This is a genomic window from Mesorhizobium sp. CA5 (genome assembly GCF_020165105.1).
Classification (GTDB): domain Bacteria; phylum Pseudomonadota; class Alphaproteobacteria; order Rhizobiales; family Rhizobiaceae; genus Mesorhizobium.
The window spans coordinates 42,912-59,989 of record NZ_JAIUHJ010000009.1 but is presented as its reverse complement, the minus strand read 5'-3'; the positions used below and the strand labels follow the sequence as shown (position 1 = coordinate 59,989).

Annotated in this window: 14 protein-coding genes and 2 tRNA genes; 5 read left to right on the top strand and 11 right to left on the bottom strand. The window is 63.9% G+C overall.

Features of this window, described 5'->3' with window-relative positions; genetic code table 11:
* Positions 1-214: 214 nt before the first annotated feature.
* A tRNA-Asp gene (locus LB529_RS13755) sits at positions 215-291 on the bottom strand.
* A gap of 219 nt (positions 292-510) precedes the next feature.
* On the opposite strand from LB529_RS13755, the gene LB529_RS13750 reads away from it, so the two are divergent.
* Positions 511-586: transfer RNA gene (locus LB529_RS13750), tRNA-Val, on the top strand.
* An 82-nt stretch (positions 587-668) separates the two neighbouring features.
* Here the strand turns inward: LB529_RS13750 and LB529_RS13745 are convergent.
* The 7 genes from LB529_RS13745 to LB529_RS13715 all read right to left on the bottom strand — a co-directional run bounded on the left by LB529_RS13745 (position 669) and on the right by LB529_RS13715 (position 6,593).
* A complete protein-coding gene (locus tag LB529_RS13745; RefSeq protein WP_224711374.1) occupies positions 669-1,211 on the bottom strand; it encodes a hypothetical protein in 543 nt (180 codons plus the stop codon).
* 129 nt (positions 1,212-1,340) lie between these two features.
* Complete coding sequence (locus LB529_RS13740; RefSeq protein WP_224711373.1) at positions 1,341-2,096, bottom strand: ABC transporter permease; 756 nt, start codon at positions 2,094-2,096, stop codon at positions 1,341-1,343.
* Positions 2,093-2,869 carry an ABC transporter ATP-binding protein gene (locus LB529_RS13735; RefSeq protein ID WP_224631892.1) on the bottom strand — a complete coding sequence of 259 codons (777 nt, stop codon included), beginning with the start codon at positions 2,867-2,869 and terminating at the stop codon, positions 2,093-2,095. Before LB529_RS13735 ends, LB529_RS13740 begins: the two co-directional genes overlap by 4 nt.
* On the bottom strand, positions 2,869-3,921 hold the full coding sequence (locus LB529_RS13730) for an ABC transporter substrate-binding protein (RefSeq protein ID WP_224711372.1): 1,053 nt from the start codon (positions 3,919-3,921) through the stop codon (positions 2,869-2,871). The genes LB529_RS13735 and LB529_RS13730 overlap by 1 nt, the downstream gene beginning before the upstream one ends.
* A 67-nt stretch (positions 3,922-3,988) precedes the next feature.
* Entirely contained in the window at positions 3,989-4,423 is a 435-nt protein-coding gene (locus tag LB529_RS13725; RefSeq protein ID WP_224711371.1) for a VOC family protein, read from the bottom strand.
* A 2-nt stretch (positions 4,424-4,425) separates the two neighbouring features.
* Positions 4,426-5,160, bottom strand: coding sequence for a FadR/GntR family transcriptional regulator (locus LB529_RS13720; RefSeq protein WP_140840225.1), 735 nt, complete (start codon positions 5,158-5,160; stop codon positions 4,426-4,428).
* Positions 5,157-6,593 carry an FAD-binding oxidoreductase gene (locus LB529_RS13715; protein ID WP_224711370.1) on the bottom strand — a complete coding sequence of 479 codons (1,437 nt, stop codon included), beginning with the start codon at positions 6,591-6,593 and terminating at the stop codon, positions 5,157-5,159. The genes LB529_RS13720 and LB529_RS13715 overlap by 4 nt, the downstream gene beginning before the upstream one ends.
* A gap of 182 nt (positions 6,594-6,775) precedes the next feature.
* Here LB529_RS13715 and LB529_RS13710 point away from each other — a divergent pair, with 182 nt between their 5' ends.
* Entirely contained in the window at positions 6,776-7,954 is a 1,179-nt protein-coding gene (locus LB529_RS13710) for a M24 family metallopeptidase (protein WP_224711369.1), read from the top strand.
* A gap of 89 nt (positions 7,955-8,043) precedes the next feature.
* Here the strand turns inward: LB529_RS13710 and LB529_RS13705 are convergent, their stop codons facing one another.
* Entirely contained in the window at positions 8,044-9,324 is a 1,281-nt protein-coding gene (locus LB529_RS13705) for a M23 family metallopeptidase (protein WP_224711368.1), read from the bottom strand.
* A 298-nt stretch (positions 9,325-9,622) separates the two neighbouring features.
* Between LB529_RS13705 and LB529_RS13700 the strand changes: the two genes are divergently transcribed.
* A complete protein-coding gene (locus LB529_RS13700; RefSeq protein ID WP_224711367.1) occupies positions 9,623-10,624 on the top strand; it encodes a sterol desaturase family protein in 1,002 nt (333 codons plus the stop codon).
* Positions 10,621-11,757, top strand: a complete 1,137-nt coding sequence (locus tag LB529_RS13695; RefSeq protein ID WP_224711366.1) for a GNAT family N-acetyltransferase — start codon at positions 10,621-10,623, stop codon at positions 11,755-11,757. The genes LB529_RS13700 and LB529_RS13695 overlap by 4 nt, the downstream gene beginning before the upstream one ends.
* A 41-nt stretch (positions 11,758-11,798) precedes the next feature.
* On the opposite strand, the gene LB529_RS13690 is transcribed toward LB529_RS13695, so the two are convergent.
* Entirely contained in the window at positions 11,799-12,266 is a 468-nt protein-coding gene (locus LB529_RS13690; RefSeq protein WP_140840217.1) for a peroxiredoxin, read from the bottom strand.
* Positions 12,267-12,361: 95 nt separating this feature from the next.
* Here LB529_RS13690 and LB529_RS13685 point away from each other — a divergent pair, with 95 nt between their 5' ends.
* Positions 12,362-15,784 carry a DUF3971 domain-containing protein gene (locus LB529_RS13685; RefSeq protein WP_224525569.1) on the top strand — a complete coding sequence of 1,141 codons (3,423 nt, stop codon included), beginning with the start codon at positions 12,362-12,364 and terminating at the stop codon, positions 15,782-15,784.
* Between the two features lie 11 nt (positions 15,785-15,795).
* Here the strand turns inward: LB529_RS13685 and tyrS are convergent, their stop codons facing one another.
* Positions 15,796-17,049 (bottom strand): tyrosine--tRNA ligase, encoded by a 1,254-nt coding sequence (gene tyrS / locus LB529_RS13680; RefSeq protein ID WP_224711365.1) that lies wholly within the window; start codon positions 17,047-17,049, stop codon positions 15,796-15,798.
* Positions 17,050-17,078: the final 29 nt, after the last annotated feature.

The window sequence follows — 17,078 nt, the reverse complement described above, 5'->3', positions numbered from 1 at the left end:
ACGCCTCGGGTCGACATCACTGCCGGGAAAGCGCGGAACGTTGGCTCGCATTACGGCACCTGCGAAAATAAATTTTAGCAGATGCTGATATAAAGACCAAGGAGAGACGGCGAAGCACTCTCATTCGGCTGCCGGCAAGATGCACCGACACGGTCCGACGCTTCCCCCAAGTGTCAGGAGCCACTTCAGAAAATATACCTGTCAGGAAGTTAAATGGCGCGAGTGACGGGGCTCGAACCCGCGACCTCCGGCGTGACAGGCCGGCACTCTAACCGACTGAGCTACACCCGCGCACTTGACGAGCACGTGTCAGGCGTGTTCGTCGTTGGGGCGGTGGATAAGGGGTTCGCCTGCGGGTGTCAAGCGCGGCATTCAAGCATTACAGCAATCAGGAGAAGGTTTTTTGACAGCGGCGCCGAGGCTGGGGAAATCCGCGCACCGACGGGTGCGCTGTCTGTTCATTTAGCCTTGCGAATACGGCCCTAACTGCTTAAAGGTCCGCGCTCAAGCGGGCGATTAGCTCAGTTGGTAGAGCGCTTCGTTTACACCGAAGATGTCGGCGGTTCGAGCCCGTCATCGCCCACCAGCCTGCCGGACAAGCTGAAGCAGAATGCGGCGACGGCCCTTGCTGGGGCCGCCACCTTATTGCGCGCCGGGTTCAGGCACGGCTACTGCCTGACGTAGCAGCGCTTGTGAGCGCCAGGAGCGGGGTCATCGCCAAAGGCGTCGTTGCCGCATCTGACGCCGTTCCTGAAAACATCCTGCGTGTACTGGCCGCGTGCGCCGTATCTGACCATCGCGCGGCCGCTGAAATCGCAGAACTCACCCTCCCTGGCGCAGGCGACCCATTCGCCACGGTAGGGGCGTGAGCCGTAATCGTCGTCCCCGTAGTCGTCGTCATCGCCATAGCCGCCGCCACCGCGCGCCACGAAATAACAGGCCTTTTCGCGGCCGGGGGCGGGGTCGCCAAACAGGCGGTTCGAGCAGGGCACAGCCCGACGGTCGAAAAACCGTGCGGTGGTTCGGCCTCGGGCGCCGTAGATCACTTGGGTGGGGTAGGGCAAGCGGCATATGCCGCCCTCATTCGCGCATCGCCGCAGTTGCTGCGCCGAGGCGGAGGCGGGGAAAAGGGCGGACGCCGCGGCGACCAGCCCGGCCAGACATATGAACGCCAGCATCGTTCGGATCGAGACGTGAAAAGCTTTTGACACGAATTGTCTCCCGGTTTGGTTGCACGCCGGCATCCTACCGCAGGCCGAATAAATGCGCGATGAATGCCTGCTCGGGAGGATGTTCCTATCTCGATGCGTGAGCACACGGCGCGTGGGCCGCCGTCTCGCTCAATATTTGATGATTCGCCGCTCGATCAGGACGACGAGGCAAAACAACGCGATCGACAGCGACGACGACAGCACGATCGCCGCATAAAGTCGATCGGACTGATAGTTGAAGGTCGCCTGGATGATCAGCGCGCCGAGCCCTTTGTCCGAGCCGATCCACTCGCCGACGATGGCGCCGATCACGGCGGTGGCCGACGCGATCCTCAGCGAAGAGAACAGCATCGGCAGGGCACGGGGCAGACGCAGGCTCCAGAAAATCTCCGAGTGTGTCGCTGACAGCACGCGGAACAGCTCGTGCTCGTTGTCGCTCGCCGAATCGAGGCCGCGGATCATGTTCACCAGCGTCGGGAAGAAGCAGATTACCGCGGCAATCACGATCTTCGGCGTCACGCCGAGTCCGAAGATCAGGATGATGATCGGCGACAGCGCCAGGATCGGAATGGTGTTGAAGAAGAGCACGATCGGGAAATAGGCGGCTTGCAGGACGCGGCTGTGGACGAAGAGCACGGCGAGCAGCACGGCGGCGAGATTGCCGATGACGAAGCCGGCCAGCGCCTCGATCAGCGTCGGCCTCAGATTGTCGATGAGGAGCGCAAAATTCTTTTGGAACACGCCGAAGATCGCTGTCGGCGTCGGCACGATATAGGCCGGCACGCCGAGCAACGGCAAAAGATATTGCCAGGCAAGCAGGATCGAAGCCGCGCCCAGGATGGGAAGCGCGACCGTCATTTGCGGGGAGAGCGGCGCCTGTCTCACGATGCGCGCTCCAGCGCCACGCGCAGGTCGGCCATGGCGGCGACGATCGCCGGATCCTCGCGCTTGCAGCGGTTGCCCTCCTGCTTGAAGGGCCGCATGTCGAGGTCCTTGACCACGCGCCCAGGATTGGCGGCCAGCACGATGACGCGCTCACCAAGATAGGCGGCTTCGGCAATCGAATGGGTGACAAAAAGGATAGTTGTGCCGCTGCGCCGCCAAAGGGACAGCAGTTCGTCGTTCAACCGGTCGCGCGTGATCTCGTCGAGCGCGCCGAAGGGTTCGTCCATCAAAAGCAATTTGGGCTCGCCGAGCAAGGCACGCGCGATTGCCACGCGTTGGCGCTGGCCGCCGGAGAGCTGATGCGGCAGGCGCTCACTGAGGCCGCCGAGCCCCATCAATTCCAGCAGTTCCGTGCTGCGATCCTCGATCTTGCGCGTCAGGCTGCCCTGACCGACGCCGAGCGGCAGGCGCACATTGTCGCGCACCGTGCGCCAGGGAAGGAGGGTCGAATCCTGGAACACGAAGCCGACATCGCGGCGCGAGCGCACCGTATGCGGCGTTTCGCCCAGCACGCTGATCGAGCCGCCAAGCGGGTCGAGCAGGTCGGCCACCACTCTGAGCAAGGTCGACTTGCCGCAGCCGGACGGCCCCAGGATCGACAGGAAGGAACCGGCCGCGACGGTGAGGTCGAGGCCGGCGAGCACTTTGACGGCTGTCTTCCGGCCGCCGCCATAGCCGACATCCAGCTGTCGCGCTTCGATCGCGTCCGGCATCACGCGGCGGGCGCGTCGAGCTTGGGCCGGTCGGCGGCCGAGAGTTCGAGTATCTTGGTGGTGTAGACATCGGCGGTCGCCGGGCGGCCGTTCGGATATTGGCCAACCTTGTCGAGCAGCGCCAATTGCTCCTCGATCGAGGCCGGGTCGAACGTACCCCAGCCATCCTTGGCGGTTGCGCCGTCGAAGGAGAGTTTCAGCACCAGGTTGACGGTCTTTTCCTCCCAGCCGAGATCCATTTCGGGATAAGCGGCGACCATCTTCTTGACCGCCTCCTGCGGGTTGGCGTGGACCCAGCCCCAGCCTTTGCCGACGGCGCCGATGAACTTCGCCAGCGTCTCAGGATCCTTTTCGATTGCCGCGTCGGTCGCGAAATAGACATCGGCGTAGGAGCTCAGCCCGAGGTCACGCGTCAAGAGGTCGATGCGGTCGTCGCCGACGACGCTGAGCGCCTGCGTGTTGGTAATCCAGCCGCCGATCGCGTCGACATCGCCGCGAACCAGCGGCGCCTTGTCGAAGCCGACATTGACGATGGTCACCTCCGACGGATCGATGCCGTTCTTGGCCAGGATCTCGTCGATGACGAAGCGCGCCGTCGGCTGGATGCCGATCTTCTTGCCCTTGAGATCGGCCACGCCGCGGATCGGTTTTGCGGGCTTGGACGTCAATGCATAAGGACCGGTGCGGAAGCCGCAGGCGATGATCCTGATCGGCACGCCGCTGGCGCGGGCCGAATAGAGCTGCGGCGTTTCCGAGAACTGGCCAAGCTGCGCGGCGCCCGAGATCACCGGCGGCACGGTCGACGCATTCGGACCGCCGGGGCTGAACTCGACCTCGAGCCCGGCGTCCTTGAAGTAGCCATTGGCGACGGCCGCGATATCGCCGATCTGGCCGTTGGACATCAGCCAGTCATACTGGATGACGACCTTGCCGGCGGCCTTGGCGCCGGGCGTCAGCACCAGCTGCATGCCGGCAGATACGGCCGCCACGGCAGCCATGCCGCCTTTCACGAAAGCGCGGCGATTCAATTCGAAGTCCCTGTTCCCACTCATTTTTCGCTCCTGTTGCAGACTTTTCTCGTCTCTTCTCCAGGCGCCGTTCCCTTCGGCTCGGCGTCGTCTACGGCTGTTCGTCGTGGTAGTCGCCAAGGCCGCCGTCGAGCCAGGCGTAAAGCTCCCAAACCGTGTCGTCCGGGTCCGTGAAATAGGCGCAGCGCGCGTTCCAGACGTAGTTTTCGGGCGGGCCGTAGAAGGGCACGCCCTTGGCGCTGAGTTCGCCATGCAGCCGGTCGATATCGGCCGGCGTGTCGAGCTGCACGGCGACGCAGACCTTGTGCGCATGGCGCGGCGATCTCAGGTTGGACACGCCGGTATGCCGGTTGATGTGGTCGAGCTCCCAAGCGGCGAGCGTCACGCCCTCGCCATGGAAATCGGCGAAGCCTTCGGCGCGGCGGCGCAGGCGGAAGCCGAGCTTTTCAACGTAGAAGTCGACCGTCCTTTCGATGTTTTCGACCAGCAGGCAGACATCGGAGATGCGGGTGACGCTCGTCGGCATGGCTATTTCGCTCCATTGGCTTTCGAGAGCGGCAGCTTGACGCCGACGCGGTTGGCGGCGCCGACGATGTGCGCCCGCATCGCCGCTTCCGCCGCCGCCGGATCGCCCGCCACCAGAGCCTCATAGATACGCACATGCTCGCCGACATTGATCTCGACGAGATCGTGCAGCGGATTGGTCATGCGCGCGTAGTGGATCGAGTGGCGGATCTGCTCGCAGACGAACGAGATGAAGGTGTGGATATAGCTGTTGCCGGTGGCGCGCGCGATCTCGCGGTGGAAGAGCAGATCGGCGTCGATGCTGCCTTCTTCCCAACGCTCCTCGCCGCCCATGCGGTCGAGCGCAGCCTTGATCGAATCGAGATGGCCCTGATTGCGTCGCGCCGCGGCAAGGGCTGCCGATTCGGCCTCGAGGATGCAGCGCAGCTCGAACAGCCGCTCCATGTTGTGCGTGTCCTTGAGCGCCTCGCGGTCGATGCGGATCGCCGCCCGCTGCTCGGGGGCCAGCACAAAAGCGCCGATGCCTTGCCGGGCCTCGATCATGCCGTCGGCCCTGAGCTGGGCGATCGCCTCACGCACCACGTTGCGGCTGACGCCGAATTTTTCGGACAGTTCCTGCTCGGTCGGCAGGCGCGCGCCGGGGTTCAATTCGCCGGATTCGATCTCGCGGCTGAGGAAGGCAGCGACCCGGTGAGGCAGCGTCTCGACGGTGCCGATGGCGGCCAGTCTCTGCTTCATGGAAAAGTCTCCGTCGCGGGTAGCAGACAGCCGGGATTCATCACGCCCTTGGGGTCGAGGGCGTTCTTCAGCGCCGCGACCATGCGGCGATGCGTCGGCGATAGTCCGGCCCAGAACTCCTTGCGGCGGCTGCGGCCGATGCCGTGCTCCGCGCTGATCGAGCCGCCGAGGCCGGCGGCGATTTCATAGAGCCCGGCGATGACCTCGGCACCACGCGCACGAGCCTCGTGCTCGGCAAGTTCGGCCGGCGGCAGCACGTTGAAATGGATGTTGCCGTCGCCGGCGTGGCCGTAGGCGAGGGGAAGCCAGCCGGGATGATCGTTTGTGACGAAGCGGAGGGCCTGCTTGATCAGGGCCGGGATGTCGGAAATCTTCACCGACAGGTCGGTGCGCACATGATAGCCGCGCTTGGCCTGGCCTTCGACCAGGCCTTCGCGGATCGCCCAAAATCTCCTGGCCTGCGCGGTGCTCGCGGCGAGAACCGCGTCGGTCACCAGGCCGCTCTCCACCGCATCGCCGAGGAACCCGGCCAGCAGGCCGTTGAGATCGATGGCGGCGCTGGACGACAATTCGATCAGCACCTGGACGGGTGCCGGGACCGGCGCTCTCGTTGTGGGGTCGACCAGCCGGGCAAGCTCGATGCATTCGGCGCCGATGATCTCGAAAGCGGAGATCAGGTCCGAACAGTCGCGGCGTGCCCGGTTGAAGAGCGTGACGGCCGCTTCGAACGAGGCCAGGCCGAGATAGGCGGTCTCTGTCTTGGCCGGCTTCGGAAACAGCTTGACCTCGACACCGGTGATGATGCCCAGCGTGCCTTCCGAGCCGATGAAAAGCTGCTTCAAATCATAGCCGCTGTTGTTCTTGCGCAGACCGGAGAAGCCGTTCCACAGCTCGCCATCCGCCAGCACCACTTCGAGGCCCAGGATCAGGTCGCGCGCCATGCCGTAGCGCAGCACGTTGACGCCGCCGGCGTTGGTGGCCGCATTGCCGCCGATCTGGCAGCTGCCTTGCGCACCGAGCGCGAGCGGGAAAAGGCAATCCCGCGCCTCGCAGGCGTCCTTGATCGTCTGCAGCACGCAGCCTGCATCAGCACGCAGCGTGAAATTATCCGCATCGATCTGTCGGATGGCGTTCAGCCGCTCCAGGCTTAAGACAACCAGGCCGCCGCCTTTGCTGTCGATCGCGCCTGACACCAGGCCGGTGTTGCCGCCCTGTGGAACGACGCCGAGTCCGAGCTCATTGCACAGGCGCATCAGCGCCTGCACCTCGGCTACCGAACCAGGTCGCAGCACGGCAAGAGCGTTACCCTGATAGTCGCCCGCCCAGTCGCCCAGATATTTCGCCATTCCGGCCGGCTCGACGGCAATGCCGTTTCGGCCGACGGCACCTTCCATGGCGCTGAGGATTTCCGGCGAGAGGCGATGAACGGTCATGAAGGTTCATGTCTGGATATCGGGTGATACATATCATCCTACAACTTGCTTCGAGTCAATCGCTCCCCGTTCGGCTAGGCCCTGCCCATGCATCGTCCTGGCCGATTGTCGCCGGTCAAAACCACCGCAATGGTGGACGACAGGGCTTCGTCCCGACCAGATCGATCCGGTGAGGAGAAAAGATGATTGAGCTGCCTTTTGCCCGCGAAGAGTACCAGCGGCGGCTCGCAAGAATCCGCGCCGAGATGGCAAAGCGCGGCATCGAGCTCTTGATCGTCAACGACGTCGCCAACCAGCACTACGTCACCGGTTATGACGGCTGGTCGTTCTACACGCCCCAGGTGGTGCTCGTGCCGATCGAGGACGCCGAGCCGGTCTGGATCGGGCGCGCCATGGATGCGGCCGGCGGGTTGCTGACGGCCTGGATGAAGCCGGAAAACGTGGTCGGATTTCCGGAGGACCACGTTCAGCGCGCCGATCGGCATCCCATGGACTGGATCGCGGCCTGGATCGTCGCCAAGGGATGGGGCAGCCGCCATATCGGCATCGAGCTCGAAGCCTATTATTTTTCGCCGAAGGCACATGCGCGGCTCGTCGCCGGATTGCCCAACGCGAAATGGCACGACGCCGACCTGCTCGTGAACTGGATCCGCGCGGTGAAATCGGCTGCGGAAATCGCCTATCTGCGCAAGGCCTCGATGCTGGCCGAAGCAGCCGTCGCGCGAGCATTCGAAGTTATCGCGCCGGGCGTGCGCGAATGCGATGCGATCGCCGCCATCCAGGCGGCGCAGATCGCCGGCAGCCAGGATTTCGCTGGCGACATCACGGCGCTGCCGCCGACGATCCTCGGCGGCGAAAACGCGTCCGCGCCGCACATCATGTGGAGCGACAGGCGGTTCGGGAAGGACGAAACGATCGCGCTCGAGCTTGCCGGCGTCTGCCGTCGCTATGCGGCGGGGCTCGCCAGGACGATGCAACTCGGCAAGACGCCGGCTCGCGTCGCAGACACGGCAAAGGCGGTGATCGAGGGCATGGATGCGGTGCTCGAAACCGCACGTCCGGGAACGACCGCCGAAGCGGTCGAAGCTGCATGGCGCAAGGTCATTGAGCGCCACGGGCTGAAGAAGGAATCGCGTATCGGCTATTCCATCGGCGTCGCCTATCCGCCGGATTGGGGCGAGCATACGATCAGCCTGAGACCGGGCGACAAGACGGTGCTCCAGCCCGGCAATGTCGTTCATTCCATCCTGGGCATGTGGATGGACGGCTGGGGCATCGAGATCAGCGAAACCATTCTGGTAACCGATGCCGGCAACGAGACGCTGACGAGATTCCCGCGGGATATCCATGTCAAAGCCTGACTGGCCGGCGCGAGCCGCGGCCGATATCGATGCCGGGATTGTCGATCGGATGATCGAGATCGGGCACGGCGCCGGTTTGGATCAGCCGGTCAAAGGTACTGCGCGACCTTCTTGCCAACGGTGAGGAAGCGCAGCGGGTCGACCGCTTCGCCATCGTGGCGCACTTCATAGTGCAGGTGCGGACCCGTCGAGCGGCCGCTGCTGCCGGTCTTGCCGATGACGTCGCCGGCGGCGAGCTTCTGGCCAACGGTGACGTCGATCTCGCTCAAATGCCCGTAGCGCGTGGCAAAACCGTTGCCATGGTCGACCTCGACCATGCGGCCGTAGCCGCCGGCCCAGCCGGCTCTTGTGACGACGCCGGCGGCGGTGACCTTGGCCGGCATGCCGATCGGCGCCCTGAAATCCATTCCCGTATGCAGGGCGGCGCTGCCCAGGATCGGATCGGTGCGCACGCCGAAGGGGCTGGTCACCGTGCGACCCGGGGCGGGATTGGCGAGCGGCAGCTTGCGCGCCTCTTTCTTGATCTGGTCGAGCGCATCGAGCGCCTCGTCCAACTCCTTGACCTTGCTGTCGAAACCCATGGTGGGATCAAGCGGAACCAGCGGGCCGCCGACATCGCTCTTGTTCAGTTCGCCGTCGACCGGCAGGCCGGCCGCTTCCAGTGCCTGCGCTATGGCATCGGCATTCTTGTAGGCGTTGTCGGCAAGCGTGGCGATGCGCGAAAGCTGCTGGCCCTCGATGGCCTTCAACGAAGCATTGATCGAGACGAACAGCTTGTCGGCGCGATCGGCCGCCGTTTCGCCGTCAAGCGGATCGGACCGTGTCGACCAGAGCGAGAAGGGCCTTGTATCGCCGGCGTCCAAGGATGCGACGGAATAGGTCGGCGCCTGCGAAAGGCTGCCGGTGACCTCGGCGTGCTCGTCGGGCTTGGGTGCCGTTGCGCCCGTTGCAGGTGCGTCACCGACCTCGTTCTCGGCGCGCTCGAGGATCGGCCCAAGCCGTCCGTGCCGCTCGCTGAGCTGGGTCTGCCTGGCCAGCAGCTCGCTGACCTTGGTCTCCATCAGCTGCTGATCGAGAAGCTGGCGGCTGGTGATGCGGTCGACCTGGGCACGCAGGGCCGAGATGCGGTCCTCATAGGCCTGCTGCATGCGCGCCTGCCTTGCCGTCGTGGCGCCGATCAGGTCGTCGCGCAGCACCAGATAGGAAGTCGCGAGCAGATAGCCGATGGCGATCGCCGCCAGAGCCGAGCCGATGAAGGCCGCGAGCCAGGGGCGGATGGTGAAATGCCTGATCTCGTCGCCCCGGGCGATGATGACCGTGTGCGGTTCCTTACGCCTGCCGAAGACAGCTGACTGACCGGTTGGTTTCACGGGGACCAAGCTTTCGTTACGGACTAACGACAAGCCTGATTACACATTATTAGGGTTAACAAAGTTTTGCCGTGTCGACCGCGCGGCGCCGGATGCACGCAGTACGGGCATGAGGTAGCGCGAAAATCTTCAGGACGCGGACGCCGTGTCGCGTTGGCGATGAGCACCAAAGTTCTGCCAGGAGCAGCCTGTAGCTCGCAGAGCAAGGCTCGGGTTTCTTAACTGTCTTCGATTGCGTTTAGTTGACGTTTTTCGAGTAAAGGCGTGTTGGTATTTGGGATTCATCGTGGCGGTGGGAATGCTGGGCGATCTGGTTGGCAAGATCCTCGACAAGATTTCGGGCACCAGTCTGCTGGCGACCGGGCTTTTGCTGCTGACTGCCTTTGTCAGCGCGCTTGTGGCCTATTGGCGCGCGGTCGAGGAGAAGAGCTGGAAGGAGTTTTTCGAGTTCGCCATCCCGCGTGAGGTCATCACCCATCCTTCCGCGAAGGCCGACCTGCTGTTCTGGGTCACGAAGAAGGCCCTGATGCCTTTCCTGATGCTGCCCGCCGGAATCGTCTTCGTCACGGTGGTGGGGTACGGGACCAACTGGCTGTTTTCGACACTGTTCCACTTCCAGCCGCCTCTGACCGAGGGGCCGGCAGGGCCGGTGACGGTTCTGATCTTCACCGTCAGCATGCTCCTGGCCTACGACATTTCCTATTACCTCTATCATGTCGCCCAGCATCGCTATCCGCTGCTTTGGGAACTGCACAAGGTGCATCACTCGGCCGAGGTGATGGTCGGGATCACCAAGGACCGGGTCCATCCGCTCGACGAGTTGATGAACCGAGCTTGGGACGGCATCGTCGTGGGGCTCTGCTTCGGCATCTGGTCGCTGATTTCGCTGAACCTTGTCGAACTGACCGTTTTTGGCGTCAACGTCTATGTCATGCGTAACATCCTGATGATGGATTTCGTCAGGCACACGCATTTCAAGATCTCGTTCGGCCCGCTCAACAACTTGATCCTGTGTCCTCACTGGCATCAGCTGCATCACAGCGTCGATCCGCGCCACTACGACAAGAACTTCGGGCTGCTCTTCTCGTTCTGGGACCGGCTCTTCGGAACATTGTGTGTGCCGAGGCCCGACGAGGACTTCAAGTTCGGGCTGGTCGACCGCGATGTGCGCGACTATCAGTCGCTCGCAGGCCTTTACGTCATGCCGCTGAAGCGGATGTGGGGACATATCGCCAAGCGCATCCGGCCCGGAAGGCCACGGTCACGCGCCTCGCGAGCCTCGGAGGGGACACGGCCATGAACGCTCCCGTTGTGCTCGCAATCCCGCGGACACGCACCTTCGAAGTCGTGACAACGGCGGCCCGCCTGGCCGAGATCGCACCGGCCTGGGCCGCGCTCTGGCAGCGGGCTGGCGGGCTTGTCTTCCAGCACCCGGACTGGATCGCGGCCTGGTGGCGCACCACCCCGCAGCAGGAGCGGCGCGCGCTCAGGATTGGGCTCGCCTGGAACGGCGACCGGCTCGATGGGGTGATAGCGCTCGCGACCTTCAGGCGTTCCGGCATCCGCATCCTCGAATGGGCGGCGAAGGATCACAGTGACTATGGCGACGCGCTGGTTGCACCTGACAGCGACCCGCGGGCGATCTCCCGCCTCTGGCAGTATGTTTTTGACCACGGTGGCTTCGACCTGATCTATCTCAACCGCCTGCTGCCGGATGCCGGTGTTCATGCCCTGCTGGAACCGGCTCATGGCAAGGCGCTTCGGCCCAACCACCGCACTGAACTTAGCTATCGTGTTGCTGGCTCCTGGCAGGGTGGCGCGGAATGGTTCGAGACATTGTCCAAGAAGGGCCGGCAGAATTATCGTCGCGGCCGCAAGTTCATGGAAGAAAGCGGTGCATTGCGTTTCCGGCTGCTGGATGCGGAGGACCCGCGCGAACCGGTGCTCGAGCGCGTCGCGACGCTGAAGCGCCTCTGGCTCGCTCGCCATGGTCGTGCCTCGGATCTGTTCGACAAGGGCTCGCCGGTTCTCGCCGCGCTTATTTCGGTGCTGGCCGACCTCGGGCTGTTGCGCATCTTCGTGCTGGAGCTTGACGACACGATCGTCGCCGTCTCGATCAATTTCGAGCAGCACGGCACGATGATGGCTTTCGTCACCACCTATGATCCCGAATACGAGCGCGCCTCGCCGGGTATGGTACTGATGATGGACTATATCCAATGGTCGTTCGACCGCGGCCTTGCCACGATTGATTTTCTCTGCGGCGGCGAGGATTTCAAGCGGCGCTTTGCCACGCAATCAGTCACGCTGTCGTCCATGATGGGCGCGCGCGGCTTGCGTGGCCATCTTGCCGCGCTGGCCGATCAGGTGAGCCATCGTTCGAAATCCTGGAGGACGCGGCGGCAGCCGAAGCCTGAGGCATCTGACGAGTAACGACCATAATTGTCGATTGCTTTGGCGGGCTTTGGCGACGCTCAGAGCGCGCGAACGGCTTCCAGCACGGCCTCGGCATGGCCCTTGACGCGAACCTTGCGCCAGATACGGGCGATCCGCCCGTCCTTCCCGATCAGGAAGGTGGCGCGCTCGACACCCATATATTTGCGCCCATACATCGTCTTTTCGACCCACAAACGGTAGGCCTCGATCACTTTGCGCTCCTCGTCAGCGATGAGATCGACCGTGAGATCGTGCTTCGCCTTGAATTTGTCGTGTTTCTTCGCGCTATCAGGCGACAGCCCGATCACCACGGCACCGGCCTTCTCGAACTCCGGCTTCAACTGCGAGAAGCTGATGGCCTCGGCGGTGCAACTTGTGGTGTCGTCTTGCGGATAGAAGTAAAGTACAACTGGCTTGCCCAGGAACGCCGCGAGGCTGAGAGAGCCGCCGCCGTCACGCGGAAGATCGAATTGCGGCGCTGCGTCGCCCACCTCGAGGTCAGCCATATCGATGCCCTTGTTTGCGGTTACGCGCGGGAAATCATCGATATAACGTGAGGCGGGGATTCGTCCACGACGAGTTCGTCACAACGGAATATTGCTTGGATCAGGAAGAACCGCAGCACGAGAAGATCAGGTTCAGGCGTGACGAGATCACCGACCTGGCGAGGCTTCCGTCCGCGTGCAGCGTGCCGCCGCTCGGCCGGGCAGCCGTGCGGCGGCGTTTCCGCGTCCTCGGCCGGGTGTTTGCCGGGTTTTGCGCGCTCATGCTTCTGGCGGCGGCGGGTGTCTATGTCCTCGGCGCCTCCGGCATCGGCACGGAGCGCCTGCGGACTGAGGCGGAGACAGCCATCGAGAAGCTGGCCGGCATCGATGTCAACGTCGCCGTCGGCCCGGCTCGGCTGACGCTCGACGGGTCGAGCTTCGTCGCCCTGCAGGTGAACGATGTCAGCCTGAAGACGGCCGACGGCAAGCCGATGGCCGATATCGGACGCGTACGTTTCGGCATGCGCCTTCTGCCGCTGCTTTCGGGCGACGTCCGGCTGACGAGCGCCAGATTTTCCGATGCCCATATCGTGGTGGGGGCCATGCCCTCCGGAGGCAGCGACTGGACGGCGGCGCTGCGCAACGCGGATGGCCTTGTCGACCCGGAGAAAGTGTCGGCGGCGGTGTTTTCAGGCGTCAACGGCGCGCTTGATGCCGTGCGCGAGGACTCGATGCGACAGATCGATCTGCGCAATGTCGAGTTCAAGCTGCCGGACGCCGGACCGGTCAAGCGCGTGACCATCGCCTCGGCGACCGTCGCGCAGACAGGCGCGGGACGCATGCAGGTTTCCTACGATGCCGATGTCGATGGCCGGCACGCGACTTTGACCGCCTCGGCGACGCGCGATGCGACGGCAAGGCGCATTTCGTCGCTGGACGCCAATCTCGAGATAGAAGGCGCCCCCGGCAAGGGCAGTTCGACCGAGGCCGCCCCGGCCGATGGCGCCAAGCTGGGTTCGATCGCATTGAAGCTTTCGGGCTCGGAAGCGTCGGGCGACAACCCGTCGCGCCTCGCGGCTTCGCTCTCCCTCAACGGTTCGGTGCTCGACCTGGGCGAGCGCGGGCTGCTGCCGACCGATGTCGAAGCCGATGCCACACTGGTGGCCGGTTCAAACAAGATCTCGGTCGACCGGCTGCTGATCAGGAGCAGCCGCTCCAGCTTCAACTTTGCCGGATCGATCGGGCCGAAGCCGGCAGCTGCGGGGGAGGAGCCCGCCTACCGCTATGATCTCACCAGCGACGGCTCGACGCTGGCGCCTTCGGAATCGCAGGAACCGGCGCTTCAGTTCCTGGCCCGTATCGCCGGTGTCTACCAGCCGAAGAGCCGCAAGCTCGTTGCCGAGCAGATCGGCGTGCGCTCCGGCGGACCGGGCGAGGTACTGGGCGCGGCCACCGTCGCCTTCATCGACCACGGCCCGCCAGGGGTATCGCTGTCGCTCAACGTGCATGACATGCCAGTCTCGCATGTCAAGCAATTGTGGCCGTGGTTCTCGGCCCGCAACGCGCGGCTTTGGGTGCTGGGCAACTTGTTCGGCGGCACGGTGACCGACGCCAATCTGCAGTTCCAGGTCGCGCCGGGGCGCCTCGGCAACGGCGTGCCGCTTACCGGCGATGAAGTATTCGGCCGTTTCCAGATCGAAGGATCGCGCTTCGATACCGCCGGGCGTATCCCGCCGGTCCGCGACGCCGTCGGCGCGGTTGCGTTCCATGGTAACGATGTCGATATCGCGCTCTCCTCGGGCAGCGTCTATATGCCGAGCGGCCGCACCGTGGCGGCAAGCGGCGGCACGCTGACGGTCAAGAATGCAAACCGACCGATTGTCATCGGGGGGCTCGACATCGACGTGGCGGGCGAGGCGCCGGCGATCGCCGAACTGGCCTCCTATGAGCCGATCAATGCCATGCGCCATGTCGGACTGGCACCGGAAGACCTGTCCGGCACCGTCACCGGCCATGTCAGAGCGGACATTCCGCTGACCAAGGGCATGGACACCTCGAAGCTAGATTGGCTGGTTTCGCTCGATTATCGGGACCTGTCGCTGGCGAAGCCTTTCGAGGACCAGACCGTGACCGACGCCGATGGCTCGATCACCGTCGGGCCAAAGCAGGCGGTGATTTCCGCCGAGGCCAAGCTCAACGGCATTCCGGCCGACCTCGATCTCGTCGAGCCGCTCGCCGACGACGGGCCGGCGCGAAGCCGCAAGGTTACGCTGGTCCTCGACGACAAGACGCGCAACGCCAGCATGCCTGGACTGTCGGCCCTGCTGTCGGGAACCATCAAGGTGGCGATCGACAAGAGCGGCGAGGGCGCCCAGCAGGTTTCGGCGGACCTGACCAATGCCAGGCTCGACATTCCGTGGGCGGGCTGGAGCAAGGGCGCCGGCATTCCCGCCAAGGTCGCTTTCGACATGGCGAAGTCCGGCAGCACCACCACATTGACCGATTTCGCTCTCGACGGAAAAAGCTTCTCGATCGACGGCAATGTGACGCTGGTCAACGGCTCGCTGTCCGCGGCCCGCTTCAGCAAAGTCGCGTTGAACAGAGGCGACGACATCGCCGTTTCGGTCAAGCGTTCAGGCAAGAGCTACGCTGTCGATGTCAGCGGCGCGTCGCTTGACGCCCGCTCGCTGATCAAACAGTTCACCTCGGATGTCGATACAGCCACGAAGGGCGCCGGCAGCGACGCGATCTCGGTGAGCGCCGATGTGGCATCGCTGACCGGTTTTCATGACGAGGTGCTTTCCAATCTCAAGCTCGAATACAGTGCCGCCGGATCGCGGGTGAATGGGCTAAACGTCACCGCCGCGGCAAGCTCGGGGGCCGCGATCGCGATCAACAACACCACCAGCGAAGGCGGCCGCGTGCTCAGGGTGAAGTCTGCCGATGCCGGCGCGATCCTGCGTTTCCTCAATGTCTACGAGCACATGCAAGGCGGCGCGATCACGCTGTCGCTCTCAGGCGCCGGCGACGGGCCGATGAAGGGACAGGTGGATGCCCGCAATTTCTATGTGGTCAACGAGCCCAAGCTGGCCTCGATCGTGTCGACGACGCCGGCTGGCGATACACGCAGCCTGAACCAGGCCGTCAAAAGCAACATCGACACGTCCAGGGTGCAGTTCGAGCGCGGCTTTGCCGAGATCGACAAGGGTTCCGGCTATCTGAAACTGGCGAACGGCCTGCTGCGCGGTCCGCGCATCGGCACGACCTTCCAGGGAACGCTCTACGATCCCAACAACAACATGGACATGACCGGAACCTTCATGCCGGTCTACGGGCTCAACCGCATCTTCGGCGAACTGCCGCTGTTCGGGCCGTTGCTGGGCAACGGACGCGACCGCGGCCTGATCGGCGTCACCTACCGGCTGCGCGGCAATGCCAACAAGCCGACGCTCAACATCAATCCGCTATCGGTGGTGGCGCCGGGCATATTCCGCTCGATCTTCGAGTACAGGCAGCAACCGTCCCAAACTGCGCAGTAAGGTTCGGCCGATCAGATCGGCCGTACCAGCACATGCTTTTTCTTGCCGAGCGAAAGCTTCACGACGCCTTCCGGGCCGAGATCCTGAAGCGTGACGACGCGGCGGTCGTCGGTCAGGAGCTGATCGTTGATGCGCACGGCGCCGCCTTGGACATGCCGGCGCGCTTCGCCGTTCGAGCCGGCCAGCCCGGCGCTCACGAACAGCGCCAGGATGCCGACGCCTGACTCAAGGTCCGATTTGGCGACCTCGACGCTGGGCAGAGTGTCTGCGAGCGCGCCTTCCTCGAAAGTCTTGCGCGCCGTCTCGCTTGCGGTCTCGGCCGCCTCGCGGCCATGCAGCATGGCGGTGATCTCGGTGGCGAGGATCTTCTTCGCCTCGTTGATCTCCGAGCCGCCGAGCTTTTCAAGGCGCGCCACCTCGTCGAGCGGCAGGGTCGTGTAGAGCTTCAGGAAGCGCCCGACATCGGCGTCGTCGGTGTTGCGCCAGTACTGCCAGAATTCGTAAGGCGAGAGCATGTCGCCATCGAGCCAGACCGCGCCCGAGGCGGACTTGCCCATCTTGGCGCCGGAGGAGGTGGTGAGCAGCGGCGTGGTCATGGCGAAGAGCTGCACGCCCTCCATGCGGTGGCCGAGGTCGATGCCGTTGACGATATTGCCCCACTGGTCCGAGCCGCCCATCTGCAGCCGGCAGCCGACGCGTTTGTAGAGCTCGACGAAGTCGTAGGCCTGCAGGATCATATAGTTGAATTCGAGGAAGGACAGCGACTGTTCGCGATCGAGTCTCAGCTTCACGCTATCGAAGGCAAGCATGCGGTTGACGGAGAAATGCCGGCCGACATCGCGCAGGAAATTGACGTAGTTGATCTGCATCAGCCAGTCGGCGTTGTTGACCATGACCGCGTCGCCCGGGCCGCTGCCGAATTTCAGGTAAGGCGCGAAATTGCGGCGGATGCCGACGAGATTGTCGTCGATGTCCTGCGGGGTGAGCAGCTTGCGCGCCTCGTCCTTGAAGGACGGGTCGCCGATCATCGAGGTGCCGCCGCCCATCAGCGCGATCGGCCGATGGCCGGTCTGCTGCAGCCAATGCAGCATCATGATCTGGATCAGCGATCCTGCGTGCAGGCTTTTGGCGGTGGCGTCGAAGCCGATATAGGCGCTCACCGTTTCCTTGGCGAAGAGCTGGTCGAGGGCGGATTCATCCGAAATCTGATGGATGAAGCCGCGCTCGCTCATGATGCGCAGGAAATCGGATTTGAAGGCGGACATTTTTTCTTCCTGGAGGTCGCCGGGCGCTT

Coding starts and splice junctions, on each gene's coding strand:
- LB529_RS13735 (WP_224631892.1), bottom strand. CDS start 2,869: ATGCCGGACGCGATCGAAGCGCGACAGCTGGATGTCGGCTATGGCGGC.
- LB529_RS13730 (WP_224711372.1), bottom strand. CDS start 3,921: ATGAGTGGGAACAGGGACTTCGAATTGAATCGCCGCGCTTTCGTGAAA.
- LB529_RS13725 (WP_224711371.1), bottom strand. CDS start 4,423: ATGCCGACGAGCGTCACCCGCATCTCCGATGTCTGCCTGCTGGTCGAA.
- LB529_RS13720 (WP_140840225.1), bottom strand. CDS start 5,160: ATGAAGCAGAGACTGGCCGCCATCGGCACCGTCGAGACGCTGCCTCAC.
- LB529_RS13715 (WP_224711370.1), bottom strand. CDS start 6,593: ATGACCGTTCATCGCCTCTCGCCGGAAATCCTCAGCGCCATGGAAGGT.
- LB529_RS13710 (WP_224711369.1), top strand. CDS start 6,776: ATGATTGAGCTGCCTTTTGCCCGCGAAGAGTACCAGCGGCGGCTCGCA.
- LB529_RS13700 (WP_224711367.1), top strand. CDS start 9,623: ATGCTGGGCGATCTGGTTGGCAAGATCCTCGACAAGATTTCGGGCACC.
- LB529_RS13695 (WP_224711366.1), top strand. CDS start 10,621: ATGAACGCTCCCGTTGTGCTCGCAATCCCGCGGACACGCACCTTCGAA.
- LB529_RS13690 (WP_140840217.1), bottom strand. CDS start 12,266: ATGGCTGACCTCGAGGTGGGCGACGCAGCGCCGCAATTCGATCTTCCG.
- tyrS (WP_224711365.1), bottom strand. CDS start 17,049: ATGTCCGCCTTCAAATCCGATTTCCTGCGCATCATGAGCGAGCGCGGC.